This is a genomic window from Vibrio hepatarius (assembly GCF_001274785.1).
Lineage (GTDB): Bacteria > Pseudomonadota > Gammaproteobacteria > Enterobacterales > Vibrionaceae > Vibrio > Vibrio hepatarius.
The window spans coordinates 1-17,414 of the sequence record NZ_LHPI01000055.1 but is presented as its reverse complement, the minus strand read 5'-3'; the positions used below and the strand labels follow the sequence as shown (position 1 = coordinate 17,414).

At 46.1% G+C, this 17,414-nt stretch carries 18 protein-coding genes; 10 read left to right on the top strand and 8 right to left on the bottom strand.

Going from position 1 to position 17,414, the window contains the following annotated elements:
- Positions 1-29 precede the first annotated feature (29 nt).
- On the bottom strand, positions 30-944 hold the full coding sequence (locus AKJ31_RS22100; RefSeq protein WP_053411150.1) for a sensor domain-containing diguanylate cyclase: 915 nt from the start codon (positions 942-944) through the stop codon (positions 30-32).
- A gap of 173 nt (positions 945-1,117) precedes the next feature.
- A complete protein-coding gene (locus AKJ31_RS22095) occupies positions 1,118-2,017 on the bottom strand; it encodes a DMT family transporter (protein WP_053411149.1) in 900 nt (299 codons plus the stop codon).
- 100 nt (positions 2,018-2,117) lie between these two features.
- Here AKJ31_RS22095 and AKJ31_RS22090 point away from each other — a divergent pair, with 100 nt between their 5' ends.
- Positions 2,118-2,906 carry an AraC family transcriptional regulator gene (locus tag AKJ31_RS22090; RefSeq protein WP_053411148.1) on the top strand — a complete coding sequence of 263 codons (789 nt, stop codon included), beginning with the start codon at positions 2,118-2,120 and terminating at the stop codon, positions 2,904-2,906.
- Here AKJ31_RS22090 and AKJ31_RS22085 read toward each other — a convergent pair.
- Entirely contained in the window at positions 2,901-3,815 is a 915-nt protein-coding gene (locus tag AKJ31_RS22085) for a M14 family metallopeptidase (protein WP_053411147.1), read from the bottom strand. The genes AKJ31_RS22090 and AKJ31_RS22085 overlap by 6 nt on opposite strands.
- 179 nt (positions 3,816-3,994) lie before the next feature.
- Between AKJ31_RS22085 and AKJ31_RS22080 the strand changes: the two genes are divergently transcribed.
- Positions 3,995-4,903, top strand: a complete 909-nt coding sequence (locus AKJ31_RS22080; protein WP_053411146.1) for a DUF808 domain-containing protein — start codon at positions 3,995-3,997, stop codon at positions 4,901-4,903.
- Between the two features lie 26 nt (positions 4,904-4,929).
- On the opposite strand, the gene AKJ31_RS22075 is transcribed toward AKJ31_RS22080, so the two are convergent.
- Positions 4,930-5,577: a DsbA family oxidoreductase gene (locus tag AKJ31_RS22075; protein WP_053411145.1), complete on the bottom strand. Its 648-nt coding sequence runs from the start codon at positions 5,575-5,577 to the stop codon at positions 4,930-4,932.
- A 211-nt stretch (positions 5,578-5,788) separates the two neighbouring features.
- Between AKJ31_RS22075 and AKJ31_RS22070 the strand changes: the two genes are divergently transcribed.
- Entirely contained in the window at positions 5,789-7,144 is a 1,356-nt protein-coding gene (locus tag AKJ31_RS22070; RefSeq protein WP_053411144.1) for an alpha-amylase family protein, read from the top strand.
- Positions 7,145-7,194: 50 nt separating this feature from the next.
- Here AKJ31_RS22070 and AKJ31_RS22065 read toward each other — a convergent pair whose 3' ends face one another.
- Positions 7,195-7,800, bottom strand: a complete 606-nt coding sequence (locus AKJ31_RS22065; RefSeq protein ID WP_053411143.1) for a hypothetical protein — start codon at positions 7,798-7,800, stop codon at positions 7,195-7,197.
- 176 nt (positions 7,801-7,976) lie between these two features.
- Here AKJ31_RS22065 and AKJ31_RS22060 point away from each other — a divergent pair, with 176 nt between their 5' ends.
- Positions 7,977-9,077, top strand: coding sequence for a 1-acyl-sn-glycerol-3-phosphate acyltransferase (locus AKJ31_RS22060; RefSeq protein ID WP_053411142.1), 1,101 nt, complete (start codon positions 7,977-7,979; stop codon positions 9,075-9,077).
- 52 nt (positions 9,078-9,129) lie between these two features.
- Here the strand turns inward: AKJ31_RS22060 and AKJ31_RS22055 are convergent, their stop codons facing one another.
- Both AKJ31_RS22055 and AKJ31_RS22050 read right to left on the bottom strand, forming a co-directional pair.
- Positions 9,130-9,729, bottom strand: coding sequence for a hypothetical protein (locus AKJ31_RS22055; protein WP_053411141.1), 600 nt, complete (start codon positions 9,727-9,729; stop codon positions 9,130-9,132).
- Between the two features lie 136 nt (positions 9,730-9,865).
- On the bottom strand, positions 9,866-10,156 hold the full coding sequence (locus AKJ31_RS22050; RefSeq protein WP_053411140.1) for a YfcZ/YiiS family protein: 291 nt from the start codon (positions 10,154-10,156) through the stop codon (positions 9,866-9,868).
- Between the two features lie 494 nt (positions 10,157-10,650).
- Here AKJ31_RS22050 and AKJ31_RS22045 point away from each other — a divergent pair, with 494 nt between their 5' ends.
- From AKJ31_RS22045 to rplT, 6 genes are all read left to right on the top strand, one after another.
- A complete protein-coding gene (locus AKJ31_RS22045; RefSeq protein ID WP_053411139.1) occupies positions 10,651-11,109 on the top strand; it encodes a TetR/AcrR family transcriptional regulator in 459 nt (152 codons plus the stop codon).
- Positions 11,110-11,252: 143 nt separating this feature from the next.
- Complete coding sequence (locus tag AKJ31_RS22040) at positions 11,253-12,743, top strand: bifunctional ADP-dependent NAD(P)H-hydrate dehydratase/NAD(P)H-hydrate epimerase (protein ID WP_053411138.1); 1,491 nt, start codon at positions 11,253-11,255, stop codon at positions 12,741-12,743.
- Between the two features lie 221 nt (positions 12,744-12,964).
- Positions 12,965-14,893: a threonine--tRNA ligase gene (gene thrS / locus AKJ31_RS22035; RefSeq protein WP_053411137.1), complete on the top strand. Its 1,929-nt coding sequence runs from the start codon at positions 12,965-12,967 to the stop codon at positions 14,891-14,893.
- A gap of 3 nt (positions 14,894-14,896) precedes the next feature.
- Positions 14,897-15,448 carry a translation initiation factor IF-3 gene (gene infC / locus AKJ31_RS22030; protein WP_072161424.1) on the top strand — a complete coding sequence of 184 codons (552 nt, stop codon included), beginning with the start codon at positions 14,897-14,899 and terminating at the stop codon, positions 15,446-15,448.
- Between the two features lie 109 nt (positions 15,449-15,557).
- Positions 15,558-15,752, top strand: a complete 195-nt coding sequence (gene rpmI, locus AKJ31_RS22025; protein WP_005377932.1) for a 50S ribosomal protein L35 — start codon at positions 15,558-15,560, stop codon at positions 15,750-15,752.
- 41 nt (positions 15,753-15,793) lie between these two features.
- A complete protein-coding gene (rplT, locus tag AKJ31_RS22020) occupies positions 15,794-16,147 on the top strand; it encodes a 50S ribosomal protein L20 (RefSeq protein ID WP_004401084.1) in 354 nt (117 codons plus the stop codon).
- A gap of 58 nt (positions 16,148-16,205) precedes the next feature.
- Here the strand turns inward: rplT and AKJ31_RS22015 are convergent, their stop codons facing one another.
- Positions 16,206-17,168 carry an integron integrase gene (locus tag AKJ31_RS22015; protein WP_053411135.1) on the bottom strand — a complete coding sequence of 321 codons (963 nt, stop codon included), beginning with the start codon at positions 17,166-17,168 and terminating at the stop codon, positions 16,206-16,208.
- Between the last annotated feature and the right edge of the window lie 246 nt (positions 17,169-17,414).

The window sequence follows — 17,414 nt, the reverse complement described above, 5'->3', positions numbered from 1 at the left end:
ACAGCCCTGAATCACATCAGGGCTGTTGTCTATTTGATGGAGGTTTTGTTTCGACCAAGATTTTTTGATTCGTAGAGCGCTTTGTCGGCGCGGCGGTATAAGTCAAAAAAGTCATGGTCTTCAGGAATTAATTCAGTGACGCCGCAACTGATACTCAATGGTGGCTGCCGGTTATCATTGAATGGCAACTGGCTGAATTGGATTCGAAGACGCTCGGCAATTTCATACGCCTCGTTGGCGTCGGTTTGGTTAACAATGATCAGAAACTCTTCTCCGCCGATACGACCACAGCTATCCGCTTTACGTAGATTGCTGCGAATAAGCTTTGCTAAACTGACGATGACGTTGTCGCCAAAGTCGTGGCCAAACGTGTCATTGATGAGCTTAAATCGGTCGACATCGATAACAATGCAGGCGAGGGGCGTGTCGTTTTTGATCGCCTGGTTAAACTCTGTAGAAAAACTCTGCCATAGCTTGCGACGATTATAGAGTTGGGTCAGTTCATCGGTATTGGCGAGTTCAGTCAGTTGCTCGCGCAGCTCAGCAATATCGGTGATGTCGGTCGAAACGCCAATCAAGCCAATGACCTCTTTGGTCTCCGAATCGAAAATCGGATTTTTGATGGCGCGATACACCTTGAGTTTTCCATCCGGAATCGCGACTGCGTGCTCTTCTGTGACAACCGAATGTCCAGATTCAAAGACCTTACGATCGCTGTCGAGTATGTCTTTGAGCATTTCCGGTTGGAAAAACTCGTGGTCGGTTTTGCCTATTAAATGGTCCAGTGTGGTGTTGAACAGCTTCAAGGTGAGTTTGTTAGCGTACAAATACTCACCGTTACGGTTTTTGATAAACACAAAAGAGCCGATCTCGTTTAAAACTACTTCGTGCAATGTAAAGTGTTCGTGGTCGTATATGTCTTCTATTCGTTCTAGTTCAATCATCTGACCTCCACATTTTATGAGGCCTAGTCATAGACTGACGTTATAAGTGTGGTGTTTGTCCTTAGCTGAACAAGCCCGCGAACATGGACTTGTTCAGATGTAGTATTCGGTGATTAAAGAGCGTTGTTATATAAATCCTTTCTATAAACATATACCTAATTTCCGACTTTCACCTAGACATGCTCTAAGTTTTGTACTGGCTGAATTGATTTTTTGTGAAGCTTAACCTGTGACAAGATAACCCCGCCGATCACTAAGCTACCGCCGACCAAGTGATACATATGAACCTTTTCTCCTAGTAAGGCGGTGGCAAGCGCAAGCGTGACGACAGGCATCAAGTTCATAAACATCGCACTGGAATCTGCGCCAATTAGGTCAATCGCTTTGACCCACATCCACGGCGCTGCAACAGATGCCGCCAATCCAGCGTAAGCAATCAAAGGTAAAGATGTGCTAGGCGGCGCGAGTTGTTCGCTTGATAGCCACAGTGGGACCAACATTATTAGCGCCAATGCGCCTTGGCTGTAGACCATCACCCAGTTCGATAAAGGCATTTTCCAGCGCTTGAGTAGCACGCAGTACGCGGCGTAACAGACCGAAGTTAACACCATCAGGCCATCACCCGTGGTAATACTGCTATGAAGGAAAAAGGTCATATCGCCTTGACCGAGCATAAAGGCTAGCCCGGCTAATGCAATGATGCCGCCGACAATGCTATTGAGGGAGATTGATTTGCCCAGCAATGGAACGCTCATGAATACACTCATCAAAGGGACTAATGAAGTGATCAGAGCCATGTTGGATGCGGTTGTGGTCAAACCGGCGTAGTAACCCAAGGATTGGTTGAGTACCATGCCAAGTAGCGCGAGACAGCCAATTTTCGATAAGTTGGGTTTGATAAGATGCCATTGCTTGACCACGCTCGGTAGGCAGAATGGTGTGAGCACAACAACCGCTAGGAACCATCGATAGAAGCTCATTGCACTCGGTTCGATCACCTCTGACGCCATTTTGTTGATAATGGTATTCCCGCCCCAGATGCAGACAGTAATGAAAGGTAATAGGTACACCATGTGAGTTCCACCGTAATATTAAGAGTAGAGACTAGTGTGACAGGTCGTTATAATTACAAGTATCTCCAAACAGACATCGCGAGCCATAGGAAGACAAAGTTTGAGAAAGTCAGCGAAACACCTTCATCCATCGTTATCAATCGACAAAGCACCATCTGACGTGTTTATGAATTTTGAAGCGTTTTTGTCAAACACCGAAACCCGCATGCACAGCCACCCTTGGGGCCAAGTGCAGTTGATTAGCGGCGGTATTTTGGAGATGGAAGCGGAAGGCACTCGTTTTCTCGCACCGCCGCACTTGGCGATTTGGGTGCCAGCGGGGGTGAAACACACCAGCTATAACCGCAAGCCGTTGTCGTATTGCTCGCTCAATATAGCGAAAGGGCTGACGACGAATTTTCCAGATTGCACTAGCCTAATCAAAGTGACGCCAATTGTGTCGGCCATCATCGACGACTTCAGGCAACGAGATATCAACGTTGCTGAGAGCGAGCAAGATAAGCGCTTAGTGCAGGTGCTTCTTGACCAACTGGCGACACGTGATACCCAACACCATTTCCTGCCGTCGACGGATCACAAATATCTAGCGAAGATACTGGCGGCAGTGGAAGAAAATCCAATTGATAACACCAGCCTTTCGGAGTGGGCAGCGCGAGTGCATACGACAGAGCGTACTTTGGCACGTCATTGTCAGTCGGAACTGGGGATGAGTTTCACTGAATGGCGTTTGCGAGTTCGCTATCTTTATTCGATGGACTTATTGAGAAAAGGACAGTCAGTAAAAGAAGTGGCGCTGACGCTCGGTTACAACCAAGCCAGTCCGTTTATTGCGATGTTCAAAAAATACTCCGGGCAGACCCCGGAGCAATATAAAAACAAACTATTATAGTGTTTGAATCACGTAATCCAGTGCGCCGACGATTGCCGCAACTTGCGCGTCGTTACACTCTTCATCGGTAACTTTCGGGCTGTCTGGGTATACCTCAGTCGTAGTGCCGTACTGGCACTGCGTTACACCGCCACAGAGGCCGAGTTTCACCATCGGGTAGTTAATCACGCCGTGTTGGGTAACCGGTGAGCCGATGATCTCGCCATTTTCGTCGGCTGGTGCAATGTGAGTGACTTTGCTTACCGATTCAATCACTGCCTTTTGAAATTCAGGCTGCGGGTTTTCGCTGTTACCCACAGTGTAGAAACCGTCTGGAATGGAACCTGGAATATACTCAACGCCATCACGTGCCGCGAGGGCTGGGCGAAATTCACTTTCGTCTGTGTCAGTCGTCTCATGCAAATCGATGTGCACCAAAATCTCTTCTCGAATTGACGCGACTAACTTGATCAGGTTGGCCGATTCTTCCGCCGGGCTATTGGCATAGAATGAACGGTTTGGATCGAGTGCTAACGGGTTCCATCGGTTGATCGTTTCGTATCCCCAAGGACTGACACATGGCGCGATGATGATGTTGAACTGCTCGCTGTAGCGTTCCATTTCGTTTGCAGCAAACTTCAGGGCGCCATGGACACCGCTGGTCTCATAACCGTGAACGCCGCCAGTGATAAGCACAACAGGTTTGTTTGCATCCCAGTGTTTGCTCTTGATACAAAACAGCGGGTAGCGCTCTGGGTCATACGATAAGGCTCCGTATTGCTCGACAGTAAACTGCTGCGCCAGTGCTTGAATCTTAGGCACAACTTCTTGCTGATATTCACGTTTGATGGTGGTTTGTTCACGCCACGCGACACGTTCCGCGTCGCCCCATTTTTGGCCGGGGGTACCGATTGGATAAGAACTGAGCATTACCTTGCCTTTATTGTTTTTGAAAATACTCGCACAGGATAAAGCGCGCCAGAAGAGCAAGCAATGTTTGTCTGGCTCTCGCAGTGAAGTTTGGCTTATGAGTGACATTTCAGTTTGTAGTCTCAACGTGGGGTGTTACATTTGCTTACATCGATAGTAATGCAAACAAGAGCGTATTTATGGCGGGTGCAAGCTTATTGACACTGCTCGACGATATAGCGAGCGTATTGGATGATGTCGCGGTGATGTCAAAAGTCGCCGCAAAGAAAACCGCGGGTGTGTTGGGCGACGACTTAGCACTTAACGCGCAGCAAGTGTCTGGCGTGACGGCAGAGCGCGAGATTCCGGTTGTTTGGAGTGTGGCTAAAGGCTCGTTTCGTAACAAGCTGATATTGGTTCCGGCTGCGCTGTTGATCAGTTCCTTCATACCTTGGCTTATTATGCCGCTGTTGTTAATTGGCGGGCTTTTCCTCTGTTATGAAGGCGCAGAAAAGGTTCTAGAAAAACTGTTCCATGGTGAAGAGCACCAGCAAACGGATCCCGCTGAGTTAGAGGCGATCAGCGATTCGATTGAAGAGTACGAAAAGAAAAAAATCGCTGGAGCGATCCGAACCGACTTTATTTTATCGGCCGAGATCATTGTGATTGCATTGGGTACGGTGCAAGGGGCGTCGATGAGTACGCAGATCTTAGTCGTGAGCCTGATCGCCGTGCTGATGACCATCGGTGTTTATGGCTTGGTTGCGGGTATCGTGAAACTGGATGACTTGGGTTTTTATCTAGAAAAGCGCAGTCAGGGCAAAGGGCTACTGTTTTCTGTTGGGCAGGGCTTAATTGCTTTTGCACCTAAACTGATGAAAGCGTTAACTGTAATTGGTACCGCCGCGATGTTTTTGGTTGGTGGCGGCATAGTCGTGCACAACGTACCTATGATTCATCATTGGGTAGAGCCGATCATCATGAGCATTCCAGATGTTTCTTTAGCGCAAGCGTTGTTTCCTACCTTGATGAACGGCTTGATTGGCGCAGTGTCTGGTTTGATTGTTGTGGCGATCTTCTCGGTTATCGCTAAGATCAAACAAAGCTAATTTGAATATAGCGCTAGGCGAGTACCCTAGCGCGGATTCGCAATGATTTGCTCTAACGCAGAGACCAGTAATTCCGGTGTTTGCGCGCCAGAAATCAAATGTTTTTGATTGATGATGATGGCAGGTACGGCGTTGATCCCCGCTTCGAGCCACTGGTGCTCGGTGTGTGCAACGGTTTCCGCCCAACTCGGGTCTTGTATTACCATGCTGGCGACTTCTGGGTCTAAGCCAACGTCTTGCGCGCATTGAACTAAGGTTTGTTCGTTGCTGATGTTTTGGTTTTCACTAAAGTAGGCGTGGAACAAGCGCATTTCTAAGTCGAATTGCTTATTTTCGCTCGATGCCCACATAATCAGTTGGTGCGCTTTTCGGGTGTTGTAAATACGCATATCGTCGGAAAAATTGAATACAAAGCCGACTTCTTCGCCTAATTTGGTCAAATTTTCTCTTGCTGCGATGCTTGCTTCGGTAGTGGTACCATATTTTTCATGTAGGTGTTCACGCAGGTTTTGCCCTTGCTCACCCATCGCAGGGTTGAGTTCAAATGGGTGCCACTGAATCTCTGCGTCAACTTTATCTGAGAGCGCTTTCAGTGCTAACTCTAAACGCTTGTAGCCTATGATGCACCAAGGGCAGACTACGTCAGAGACGATATCGATTTGAACCTTTTCCATGTTTCCTCCTACTGAATGTAATACGGTGAGTATAGTCTCAGGAGTGTGAAAATTAGCTAAGTTATTCGCGGTTCTGTGATTTCTACGCCTAACGACTACTACTTGAAAAGCGCCGGAAAGGGGGATAAGTAATAAAAATCAGATTTGGTACTATGGGATCAGTTTGAGCTATCTGAAGTAGCAACTGAATAATAGGTATAGGGACATTGTCATGTTTACCTCTAACGCAACAGATGTAATTCTGCATGCTTTTGACTGGCCGTATTCGTTAGTGACTCAAAGGGCGGAACAAATCGCCCGAGCCGGTTACAAGCATGTATTGATCTCACCACCGATGAAATCGTTTAAGTCCGCTCAAGGGACACAATGGTGGCAGCGTTATCAACCGCAAGATTATCGTGTGATTGATAACCAACTCGGTAACACCACAGATGTGAGAGAGATGGTTGCCGAGCTAAAAAAATACGGTGTCGGTGTATACGCCGATGTTGTGTTTAATCATATGGCGAATGAATCATCGATTCGCAGCGACCTTTACTACCCAAGTTTTAAGGATCTGAAAGCTTACGCCGAGAAGGCCGATTATTTCTTACAGCAAAAGCTGTTTGGTGATTTATCTAAGCCGCTGTTTTACCACAACCATTTTGTCGAAGCATTTGGCATCGAAGATTGGCAAGACCAGTGGCAGGTGCAAAATGGCCGGATAACGGGTGGGCCGAGCGATCCGGGCCTGCCTACACTGCGAGTTTGCGATTACGTTATCGAGCAACAGCGTAACTATCTGTTTGCGCTGAAGTCGATTGGTATTAAAGGTTTTCGCATTGACGCAGCCAAACACATGACCATCGAACACCTAAAGCGTGTTTGGACCGATGACATTTGTGAAGGCGTGCATATCTTTGGTGAAATCATCACTAATGGTGGCGTGAGTAAACCAGAATACGAGCTGTTTTTAGAGCCGTTTCTTGCCAACACTAAGTTCGGCGCGTATGACTTTCCACTGTTCCAAATGACGTACGATGCCTTGGCTGAGAATGGCAGCCTGAAAGAGCTGGTGGATCCATACTGTTTTGGGCAGGCGTTGTCTGAAAACCGTGCGGTGATCTTTGCGATTACCCACGACATTCCTAACAACGATGTGTTTGCCGATTTGGTGATGGACGAAGAGTTGGAATGGCTTGCATACACTTATGTGCTTGGTCGAGACGGTGGCGTGCCGCTGATTTATACCGACTTGGACACCTGTGGTTTAACTGATAAACACGGTCAGCCACGTTGGCTCAACGCCTGGAACGACCCTAAGATGGTGAAAGCGATCGGTTTTCACAACAAGATGCACGCTAAGCCGATGAACATACTTGAAGCGTCAGATGACTTGCTCGCATTTAGCCGAGGTGACGAAGGGATCGTCATCATCAACAAATCAAAGCGCAGCCAGACCTTTGAGGTAAAAACGACGCAAAACTGGAAAGATGTATTGACGGGTACCGTGCATGTGGGTGAGGCAGAGACTCTTAAACTGAATATTGCTCCAGTGAGCAGTATGATGTTAATAGCCGCCAAATAAAATAAAGCGCACTTAAGAGTGCGCTCTATTTGTTCATACGGTGCGTATCGTTATTTACCCAACAATAAGGCTTCAAGTTGGCTAAACGCGTTGTCATCGCCGTTAAACAGTTGTTCAATCACTTGTGTACGCTTTTTGCCTGATAACATCATCTTGTTGGCTTCACGAACTTTGAGGACCAACTGTTGTTCGTTAGAAAGTGCGGAGTTTTGGTTATCCCAATGCCACTGGTTGATGTGACGGGTTAACTGGCTTTCTTTCAACTTCGGCTGCATTGTGCTCAGTTCGTGGCGCATGACTTTGAGTTGGTTGTCGCGTACTTCGTTGTCACTGTCGACATCATGGAGTCGATTGATTAACGCTTGGCTTAACTCATTCAGCGTGACGTAACCGCCTTGTTTTGGCAGTGGCGAGGTGACACGGCAAGAGACTTCCACCAACTGAACCGCACTATTTGGGAAGTAAGTGAGTGAGCATAACGTGTCAAATGGCAGCCAAAACGCATGACCTGCTTCAACTGCGTACTCTTGTTTACCCAGTTTTACCAGTACCAAACCATCACGCACGAATAACAGGGTATGCTTCAATAATTTGCGTCTTGGGGTGCTATGGAGAAAGTCTTGTCGCAGTAATTGATGTGAGATGGCGTAGTGCATGAAAATACTCGTATTTGTTGGGGCGCTAAGGGTAACTTTTCTAGAAAAAAAAGCCAATATCAATTCTATATGGTACGTTTACGTGGTCTGACCTTTCCAAATCTGAGAGAAGTATAGCTGATAAGAATGCTAACTATGCGTAGAATGAGCCAGCTTTTTGATTTATGAATATAACAATGACTACAAGTAACGATCCATTTATTGATATCCGTCCATATAATGATGACGAGATTCCAGCGGCGATTGATCGCTTGGTAAACGACGAAGAATTTATTAGTGCCATTCTTCAACACCGCTTTTCTAACCATGCTGGTTGGTTTAAGGCGATCATGTCACCTCTAGTAAAGGTGTACCTGAAAATGAAATGGTCCAAGCTGAATTCGGTCGAAACGATTCAGCTTGAAGTAAAGAAGTACCTTGAGCAGACCTTAGCGACGACCACCAAAGGCGTGACCTACAGTGGTTTGGATAAGCTAGACAAACAAACGTCTTACTTGTTTGTCTCTAACCACCGCGATATCGCGATGGACCCGGCGTTGGTTAATTACGGTCTTCATCAGACTGATCACAAAACCGTTCGCATCGCGATTGGTGACAACCTACTGAAGAAGCCTTGTGCGACTGAGCTGATGCGGCTGAACAAGAGCTTTATCGTAAAACGCTCGGCGAAAGGCCCGCGTGAAATGATGAAAACACTGGGTACGTTGTCGGCGTATATCAAGCATTCGTTGGACACTGGTCATTCTATCTGGATTGCGCAGAAAGAAGGTCGAGCGAAAGACGGCAATGACTATACCGATCCTGCGATTCTTAAGATGTTCCATGTTGAAGGACGTAAGCAAAAAGTCGACTTCGCTGAGTACATTAAATCGCTGAAGATTGTTCCGGTGTCGATCTCATACGAGAATGACCCATGTGACATCGCTAAAGCTAAAGAGCTGTGGGCGAAAGCGGAGAAGGGCAGTTACGAGAAAGGTGAGTTCGAAGATATCGAAAGCATCATTAAAGGTATCATCGGTGAAAAAGGCCATGTCCATGTGGCGTTTGGTGATGTGATTGAGCAGGACTTCGATACGCCAGAAGCGCTAGCTGAAGAAATCGACCGCCAGATCCACCTGCATTACAAACTGTTCCCAATTAACAAGTTGGCAGCAGGCGATGAGTCGGTGAGTGAAGACGTTAAAGCGGTACTGGAAGACAAGTTGATGCAGTTGCCTGAAGGCGCGAGACCTTATCTGATTGCCAGCTACGCTAATCCGGTCAACAACCAGAAATAACAATGTAAAAAAGGGATGCGATATGTATCCCTTTTCTATTTCAATCTCATCGCTATGGAGCGACCGCTCCACCGAGCGTTAAGTTGCTCGGCCACTTTGTGATTCGGTTTCCGCCAAGATAAATATTGCCTTTCACCGTCATCGTATCGGGAAACTCCGTCAACGCTGAACCGCCAATGTACAAGTTACCATCGACAGTTAATCCTTCAGGCAGAGCGGTCAGTGGCGTGCGAATCACACTGAGATCGCCTTTCACACGTAATCTTGGCGGCAGAGACGTTAACGGCGTATCGGTCAGGTTAAGATAGCCGCCCAACTTGATTTTGGACGGCCAGCGAGTGATTTTAGAACCGAGTAAGTTGGCGTAGCCTTTGATGCTCATACCTTTACCGAGGCTTTTTAGTTCGCTATTGGACGCCTCTAGACTTCCTAAAATCTCCACACCTGCGGGCAGCTTTTTTATCGTGGTTTTAGCTATGTTGAGATTCCCCTTTACAACTAAGCCGGACGGCAATTCGCTGTAAGGTTTGTTGCGCAGATCCAAGTTTCCATAGTTATCCAAGTGGTTCAGGATACGGTGCTGATCCAGCGGTTGAGCTATTCCATGAACGGCAGTCAACGATAGCAGTGTGGCGAGAAATATTCGTCTCATAAGGAAGCATTAGAGTAAGTTGGCATTTAAGTATTAATGAGCAGGGTGGGTAAGGTCAATGCTTGTTGATTGAGGGGATAAAAAAACGGGCAAGATGCCCGTTTTTTGACGCTTTGATGTGCTCTAACCCACGTTTTTAACGCGCTAGCGAACGTGTTTTGAGTTCAAATATAAGCTTTTCTGCGCTCACTTCAAATTGAAAACGAGCGGTCAATTCTGTCGAACCATCTTCGATTTCTGAGGCTTCATACTGCACTTCCGCCGAGACTTGTTTGGCGAGTTCAATGTACTTGTCTAGTTCAGCCTGAAGTAGAGATTTATCATTGCCATGAATGATTACTTCCGCGACATTGTCGCCTTCTCTGATGATAAAGCCCATTTCACCAGCGCAACCACACGCTTCGCATACTTCTTGTTCAGTGCTCATCTCAATATCCTCTTACAAAGTATAGGGGCATTCTAACCAGTATTAAGTCGTTAATCCATATCTTACATGAGACCTGTTGCAAACAGGGAAAGTACGCCATTCTGTTGGCGTGAGTTATTAAGCGAACGCTAATCCACATGAATAGTAATGAGATCTATGTCACTAAAATGCGAAAAGAAGTGTCATTTTATTGTCGGAATGGAATTCTGTCAGTTGTAAGGGGCTCTAATTTATAAGAATATCGGCAAGCACAATTAATATAAACATAAAAACAATGCCTATTCATTTCATAGATTCATGTGATGTGTGTTTGTGAAGGTTTAGCTTAATGGTCACAATTTTTTGACCTACCAAGTTTGACTACGATGCAGTACCGACTTTTGATTAAGCAGTTCTTTTGTCTTGTTGCTTGTACTGTCTTGGAGCTATTCGATTAGGTTTCATTAGCTAACTCTGTTTGAGTTAGGCGGGTTTACAAAAAGAAGAGCCAGAACATGCCAAAGCGTAGTAAAGAAGATACCGAAATCACTATTCAGAAAATCATGGATGCCGTTGTTGATCAGCTGTTGCGACTGGGTTATGACAAGATGTCATACACAACTCTAAGTCAGCAAACAGGCGTATCTAGAACTGGTATTAGTCACCATTTCCCAAAAAAGACAGACTTCACAGCCGCGCTTGATAGCCGTATTTTCAAGATGTTTGTTGAACACGTCGATTTTGACAATGGACTGGATTCATTTTCTAGCAGTTGGGTCACCGCGTTAGATAATGAAGAGTTCCGCGCTATTTTGCGTCTACTGTTCCACCATATTGTGACCACGCAAAATACGCATGAGTTTGCGATTAACGGTATTGACCGTCTGTACAAAATGACAGAGTCGCAGTTTGGCGAATCAAGCTCTAAAGAGCTGGAATGGCTTATCGGTAAGTCATTGGTTCGCATGGTATAATTGCGTTACCAACCTCATTAATATGAGCCTTCTTCGGAAGGCTCTTTTTATTGGCGCAAAGCAAGAGTTAAACCCACTCCACATATCGTATCTCTCACGCCTGTTACACTATTGATATTCAACCACGGATATCATCGTTATTTATGAGCTTACCAAAGCAGCTATACACTGGCGATCAAGTCAAACAAGGCGAAGCGCAAGCAGCAAAAAATGCGGGTTACTCACTTTATCAACTAATGGAAATGGCCGGTGAGTCGGTCTTTAGTGTTCTGGAAGAAGAATACCCGCGAGCGCAGAACGTTACCGTTTTGTGTGGTGGAGGTAACAACGGTGGGGATGGTTTTGTCGTGGCACGCTTGGCGAAACACGTTGGTTTGTCTGTGCAGTTGATTAGTACTGTGGATGAGTCACGTTATGTTGGTGACGCGCTGCAGGCAAAGCAGGCTTGGCTGAAAAGTGGTGGCACGATTTTGTCCCAAGAAGCGCTCAGTGGCTGTTTAACGACCGCAGATGTGATTGTGGATGGTTTACTTGGCACTGGCTTAAGCGGTGAAGTGCGTGACGATACGCGCGCTATTATCGACAGTATCAACCAATGCGAGAAACCAGTCATTGCGATCGATATTCCGTCTGGTCTGTGCTCGGATACTGGCACCGTTTTGGGGGGCGCTATCTGCGCTCAGCATACGGTGACTTTTATCGCCATCAAGCAAGGTCTGGTAACGGGTCAGGCGCGTGATGTCGTTGGCAAGCTCCATTTTTCTGGCCTAAACGTCCAAAGTCAGTTTGCTGAACTGGTCTCTTCAAACATTGATATGCTGAGTTTGGATGAGATGCTTGGAGAGTTTCCTAAGCGCCGCGCGACCGCCCATAAAGGTAAGCATGGAAGAGTGCTTTGTATTGGCGGTAATCAAGGCTATGGCGGTGCGATTCGCATGTGCGCTCAAGCTGCTGCGAGAAGTGGGGCGGGATTGGTCAGTTGTATTTGCCATCCTGTTTCAAGTTTGCCTTTGATGGTCGCTTGCCCGGAAGTGATGACCATCGGTTGGCAAGACGACCTTGAGCAACTTAATTCCAAATCGGCAGCACAAGATGTTTTGGCTTTCGGACCTGGCTTAGGGACGGATTCTTGGGCACACGCACTGTTTCACCATGTTCAGTCTTTAGCTATCAAAAAGGTGGTCGACGCCGATGGCCTCAACCTTCTTGCCCAAAGCCCCAATGTCGATGCGAACAGAGTGATCACACCACATCCCGGAGAAGCGGCTAGATTGCTGAATTGCAGTGTGGCTGAAATTGAATCAAACCGATATTCGGCAATAAAGCAGCTACAAGACAAATTTGGTGGTGTCGTGGTGCTTAAAGGCGCAGGAAGCTTAGTTTGCGATGGTCGCCGCACCTATGTCTGTTTGGCAGGCAATCCCGGTATGGCAACAGGCGGAATGGGCGATGTATTGACTGGCATTATCGCCGCATTAATTGCCCAAGGTGTAGAACTTTCTGCTGCGGCAAGGCTCGGCGTGCAACTCCATAGCCAGGCGGCTGATTTAGTCGCGGAAGAAGAGGGGATGATTGGTTTGCTCGCCAGCGATGTGATTGGCAAAGTGCGTCAATTGCTGAATTTTTCTGCATAAATTGTCTTTGTTTAGACAAGGATTTTTGAGTGCTTTTTTGTGACTTTGATTGTTATTTTGAGTGATTTGGTTACAATGCTTGTTCGCTCCTGAGTTGTGCATCCGTATTTGCATATAAAAGGACAGACACTCTCGTCTTTAACGCACTGTTTTAAATGTTAAAGACACGTTTTGAATTGCATGTGTTGCTTGGTGTGCAACACCACTGTAAGGATATTTAAATGCCAATTATTACTCTTCCTGACGGCAGTCAGCGTCAATTTGACAACCCAGTTTCTACTCTTGAAGTCGCTCAATCTATCGGTCCTGGTCTGGCTAAAGCCACCATCGCTGGTCGTGTAAACGGCAACCGTGTTGATGCTTGTGATCTCATCGAAGAAGACGCAAACCTTGAAATCATCACAGTTAAAGATGAAGTTGATGGCCTAGAAATCGTTCGTCACTCGTGTGCTCACCTTTTAGGTCACGCGATCAAGCAGCTTTACCCTGAAGCTAAAATGGCGATTGGTCCGACAATCGACAGCGGTTTCTACTACGATATCGATCTAGAGCAGTCTCTAACGCAAGAAGATCTAGAAAAGATCGAAAAGCGTATGAAAGAACTGGCTAAGACCAAATATCAAGTTATCAAGAAAAAGGTAAGCTGGCAGGAAGCGCGTGACACCTTTGAGTCACGTGGCGAATCTTACAAGATCGAAATCTTGGACGAGAACGTTGCTCGCGACGATCGTCCGGGTCTATACCACCACGAAGAATACATCGACATGTGTCGTGGTCCGCACGTTCCACACATGGGTTTCTGTCAGCACTTTACGCTACTGAACGTCGCTGGTGCTTACTGGCGCGGTAACAGCGATAATAAGATGCTGCAACGTATCTACGGTACCGCTTTCCACGATAAGAAAGCACTAAAAGCGCACCTAACGCGTCTTGAAGAAGCGGCGAAGCGTGACCACCGTAAAATCGGTAAGCAGCTAGACCTATTCCACATGCAGCAAGAAGCACCGGGTATGGTGTTCTGGCATCACAATGGTTGGTCGATCTTCCGTGATCTAGAAGTTTTCGTTCGCGAAAAACTGACTGAGTACGAATACCAAGAAGTGAAAGGCCCATTAATCATGGACCGTGTGCTTTGGGAACGTTCTGGTCACTGGGACAAGTACGCCGATGCGATGTTTACTACGGCTTCAGAGAACCGTGATTACGCCCTGAAACCAATGAACTGTCCTGGTCACGTACAGATCTTTAACCAAGGTCTAAAATCGTACCGTGACCTACCGCTACGTATGGCGGAGTTTGGTTCATGTCACCGTAACGAACCATCAGGCGCGCTGCACGGCATTATGCGTGTACGTGGCTTTACTCAGGATGACGCTCATATCTTCTGTACTGAGAGCCAAATCCAAGAGGAAGTGACTGGCTGTATCAAGATGGTTTACGATACGTACCAAACTTTCGGCTTCGAAAACATCGTGGTTAAGCTATCTACTCGCCCTGAAAAGCGTGTTGGTTCAGACGAAATCTGGGATCAATCTGAAGAAGCTCTTAAGCAATCTCTTGAAGCGATGGAGATTCCATACGAAATTCAAGAAGGCGAAGGCGCATTCTACGGTCCTAAGATTGAGTTTACTCTATACGACTGCTTAGACCGTGCATGGCAATGTGGCACTGTACAACTAGACTTCAACCTACCGGGTCGTCTAGGTGCATCTTACGTGGATGAGAACAACGAACGTCAAGTTCCAGTGATGATCCACCGTGCGATTTTAGGCTCACTCGAACGTTTCATCGGTATCCTGATCGAAGAGTACTTTGGTTTCTTCCCAACGTGGTTGTCACCAGAGCAGGCGGTTGTCATGAATATTACTGACAAACAGTCTGATTATGCTCAGGAAGTTGTTCGAAAACTACAAAAAGTTGGAATTAGAGCAAAAGCGGACTTGAGAAATGAGAAGATTGGCTTTAAAATCCGCGAACATACTTTAAAGCGTGTACCGTATATGCTGGTTTGTGGTGACCAAGAGATGGAAGCCGGTGAAATCGCAGTACGTACTCGTAAAGGTAAAGATCTTGGCAAGTTTAAAGTGGATGATTTTATTACATACATCCAAGACGAGATCTCTAGCCGTAAGCTCAATCTGGAGGAATAAGCTATTAAAGGCGGAAGACGCGGCCAACAACCGGCCAAACAAAATGCTCATCGTTTAAACGGTGAAATCCGTGGCGTTCGTGAAGTTCGACTGACTGGCGCTGACGGGGAATCAGTTGGTATCGTATCGATCCAAGAAGCGGTTGCTGCAGCTGAAGAAGCTGGTATGGACCTTGTAGAAATCAGTCCAAATGCTGAGCCACCAGTTTGTCGTGTGATGGACTATGGCAAATTCCTCTTTGAGAAGAGCAAAGCTGCAAAAGAGCAGAAGAAGAAGCAAAAACAGATCCAGATTAAGGAAGTAAAATTCCGTCCTGGAACTGATATTGGAGACTATCAGGTAAAACTACGCAACCTGACGCGTTTCCTTGAAGAAGGCAACAAAGTGAAGGTAACAATTCGCTTCCGTGGCCGAGAAATGGCACACCAAGACATCGGTGTTGACGTTCTAAAACGCTTGAAAGAAGATACTGCAGAACTTGCTGTAGTGGAATCATTTCCAAGCCGTATTGAAGGTCGTCAGATGATCATGGTTCTTGCCCCTAAAAAGAAGTAATTAACGGCTTTGCAAGTAATTGACCCTGCCGTTCCTTTTAGGAAACGGCGGGGTTTGTTCGCCCTAATTACTATTGTTTATACAACTCAACAATGCGGAGTTATTCATCATGCCTAAGATGAAAACCAACAAAGGTGCTGCTAAGCGTTTTAAGAAAACTGCTGGTGGTATTAAGTACAAGCACGCTACAAAACGTCACATCCTGACTAAGCGTACTACTAAGAACAAGCGTCAACTACGTCCTAACGCAATCCTTCCTAAATGTGAAGTGGCTGCTGTTATCCGTATGTTGCCATACGCTTAATTCTTTTTAGTTTATCAATCGTTTAGTTTAGGAGAAGCATAATGCCTCGCGTAAAACGTGGTGTACAAGCTCGTGCACGTCATAAGAAAGTTCTAAAACAAGCTAAAGGTTACTACGGTGCACGTTCACGTGTTTACCGCGTAGCTTTCCAAGCAGTTACTAAAGCTGGTCAATACGCTTACCGTGACCGTCGCAACAAGAAACGTCAATTCCGTCAACTATGGATTGCACGTATCAACGCTGCATCTCGTCAAAATGGTCTATCTTACAGCCGTTTCATCAACGGTCTTAAGAAAGCATCTATCGAGATCGACCGTAAGATCCTTGCTGATATCGCGGTATTCGACAAAGCTGCATTTGCAGTTCTAGTTGAAAAAGCAAAAGCTGCTCTTTAATTAGCAGTTTAGGTTTAAGAAAAGGGGAGCTCCGGCTCTCCTTTTTTATATCTGAAATTCACAATCTCGAAAGAGGGCTAATTACACCACCCGCACCTCGTTCCAACACATGGGTGTAGATTTGCGTCGTCTTTACATCATTGTGGCCTAACTGCTCTTGTACCGTGCGAATGTCGGCCCCCGCTTCCAGCAAGTGCGTGGCGAAGCTGTGTCTCAGCGTATGGCATGTGACATTCTTCTTTATTCCAGCGTCCTGCGTTGCCCGTTTTACCGCTCTTTGTAAGGCCGCTTCATTGATGTGGTGCCTTCTTGTCAGTCCAGAGTCTAAATCTTGAGATAGACGCATAGACGGAAACAGATAATGCCAGTTGAAATCCATTTCCGCGCCTTGATATTTTTTCTGTAGCGAAGGTCGAATCCAAACACCCGCATAGCCTGGGTAATTCATATCTTTTTTGTAATACCTAAGTGCTAACGCTTCTTGCTCTTTTAAGAGAGGGACTGCTTCTTTGGCTAACGTGACAACCCTATTTTTACCCCCTTTTCCTTGCCAAATTCGTACTGCGTTGTAGTGATAGTCAATATCTTGAACTCGTAACCTTACACATTCCATTACACGTAACCCAGAACCATATAGCAACATAATATGGAGTTTATATCGTGGGTCGATATGAGTTAGAAATAGACGCAGTTCCTCTTGTGTTAGCACGACCGGCAGCTTTCGATCTAATAGTGATTTTTGAAACTTCATTTCCATTGAAAGAGGCGTTCTAAAGTATTCTCGGTACAGGAAACTAATAGCGTTGAGTGCGAGTGCTTGAGTTTTTGCGGCAACTTTGTCGTGTACGGCCAAGTGAGTAAGAAATGCTTCGACATGTGACTCATCGAGTTTCGACGGATGTTGCATGTTGTGAAACGCAATGTATTTCGTGATCCACAAGATATACGCTTTAACCGTTTTAGGTGCGTAGTGCCTCGCGTACATGTGCTCTTTAACGCTAAGCAAAAACTGGCTTTTCATTTGACTACCCTTGATAAAATTAAACTGTATATATATACAGTTTAATTGTTTTTCTACAAACTCAAGAATTAGTGCGCACTTTGCATGCTAACTGAGATGAACAGCGCGCTATTCGCCATGACTAATCTATAAGTTTCATAAAGTTGTGTGATAGGATCCAATAAGTTGTGGTAGGTTATAAGTGGTGTTAGGACGGAACTATACCGACAGTTTGTTGGATAGAAAGCGTTAGTTGCCAACGAGGAA

Coding starts and splice junctions, on each gene's coding strand:
- AKJ31_RS22100 (WP_053411150.1), bottom strand. CDS start 944: ATGATTGAACTAGAACGAATAGAAGACATATACGACCACGAACACTTT.
- thrS (WP_053411137.1), top strand. CDS start 12,965: ATGCCAATTATTACTCTTCCTGACGGCAGTCAGCGTCAATTTGACAAC.
- AKJ31_RS22085 (WP_053411147.1), bottom strand. CDS start 3,815: ATGCTCAGTTCTTATCCAATCGGTACCCCCGGCCAAAAATGGGGCGAC.
- AKJ31_RS22045 (WP_053411139.1), top strand. CDS start 10,651: ATGCCAAAGCGTAGTAAAGAAGATACCGAAATCACTATTCAGAAAATC.
- rpmI (WP_005377932.1), top strand. CDS start 15,558: ATGCCTAAGATGAAAACCAACAAAGGTGCTGCTAAGCGTTTTAAGAAA.
- AKJ31_RS22055 (WP_053411141.1), bottom strand. CDS start 9,729: ATGAGACGAATATTTCTCGCCACACTGCTATCGTTGACTGCCGTTCAT.
- AKJ31_RS22075 (WP_053411145.1), bottom strand. CDS start 5,577: ATGGAAAAGGTTCAAATCGATATCGTCTCTGACGTAGTCTGCCCTTGG.
- AKJ31_RS22080 (WP_053411146.1), top strand. CDS start 3,995: ATGGCGGGTGCAAGCTTATTGACACTGCTCGACGATATAGCGAGCGTA.
- rplT (WP_004401084.1), top strand. CDS start 15,794: ATGCCTCGCGTAAAACGTGGTGTACAAGCTCGTGCACGTCATAAGAAA.
- AKJ31_RS22095 (WP_053411149.1), bottom strand. CDS start 2,017: ATGGTGTACCTATTACCTTTCATTACTGTCTGCATCTGGGGCGGGAAT.
- AKJ31_RS22060 (WP_053411142.1), top strand. CDS start 7,977: ATGACTACAAGTAACGATCCATTTATTGATATCCGTCCATATAATGAT.
- AKJ31_RS22040 (WP_053411138.1), top strand. CDS start 11,253: ATGAGCTTACCAAAGCAGCTATACACTGGCGATCAAGTCAAACAAGGC.
- AKJ31_RS22050 (WP_053411140.1), bottom strand. CDS start 10,156: ATGAGCACTGAACAAGAAGTATGCGAAGCGTGTGGTTGCGCTGGTGAA.
- AKJ31_RS22070 (WP_053411144.1), top strand. CDS start 5,789: ATGTTTACCTCTAACGCAACAGATGTAATTCTGCATGCTTTTGACTGG.
- AKJ31_RS22015 (WP_053411135.1), bottom strand. CDS start 17,168: ATGAAAAGCCAGTTTTTGCTTAGCGTTAAAGAGCACATGTACGCGAGG.
- AKJ31_RS22065 (WP_053411143.1), bottom strand. CDS start 7,800: ATGCACTACGCCATCTCACATCAATTACTGCGACAAGACTTTCTCCAT.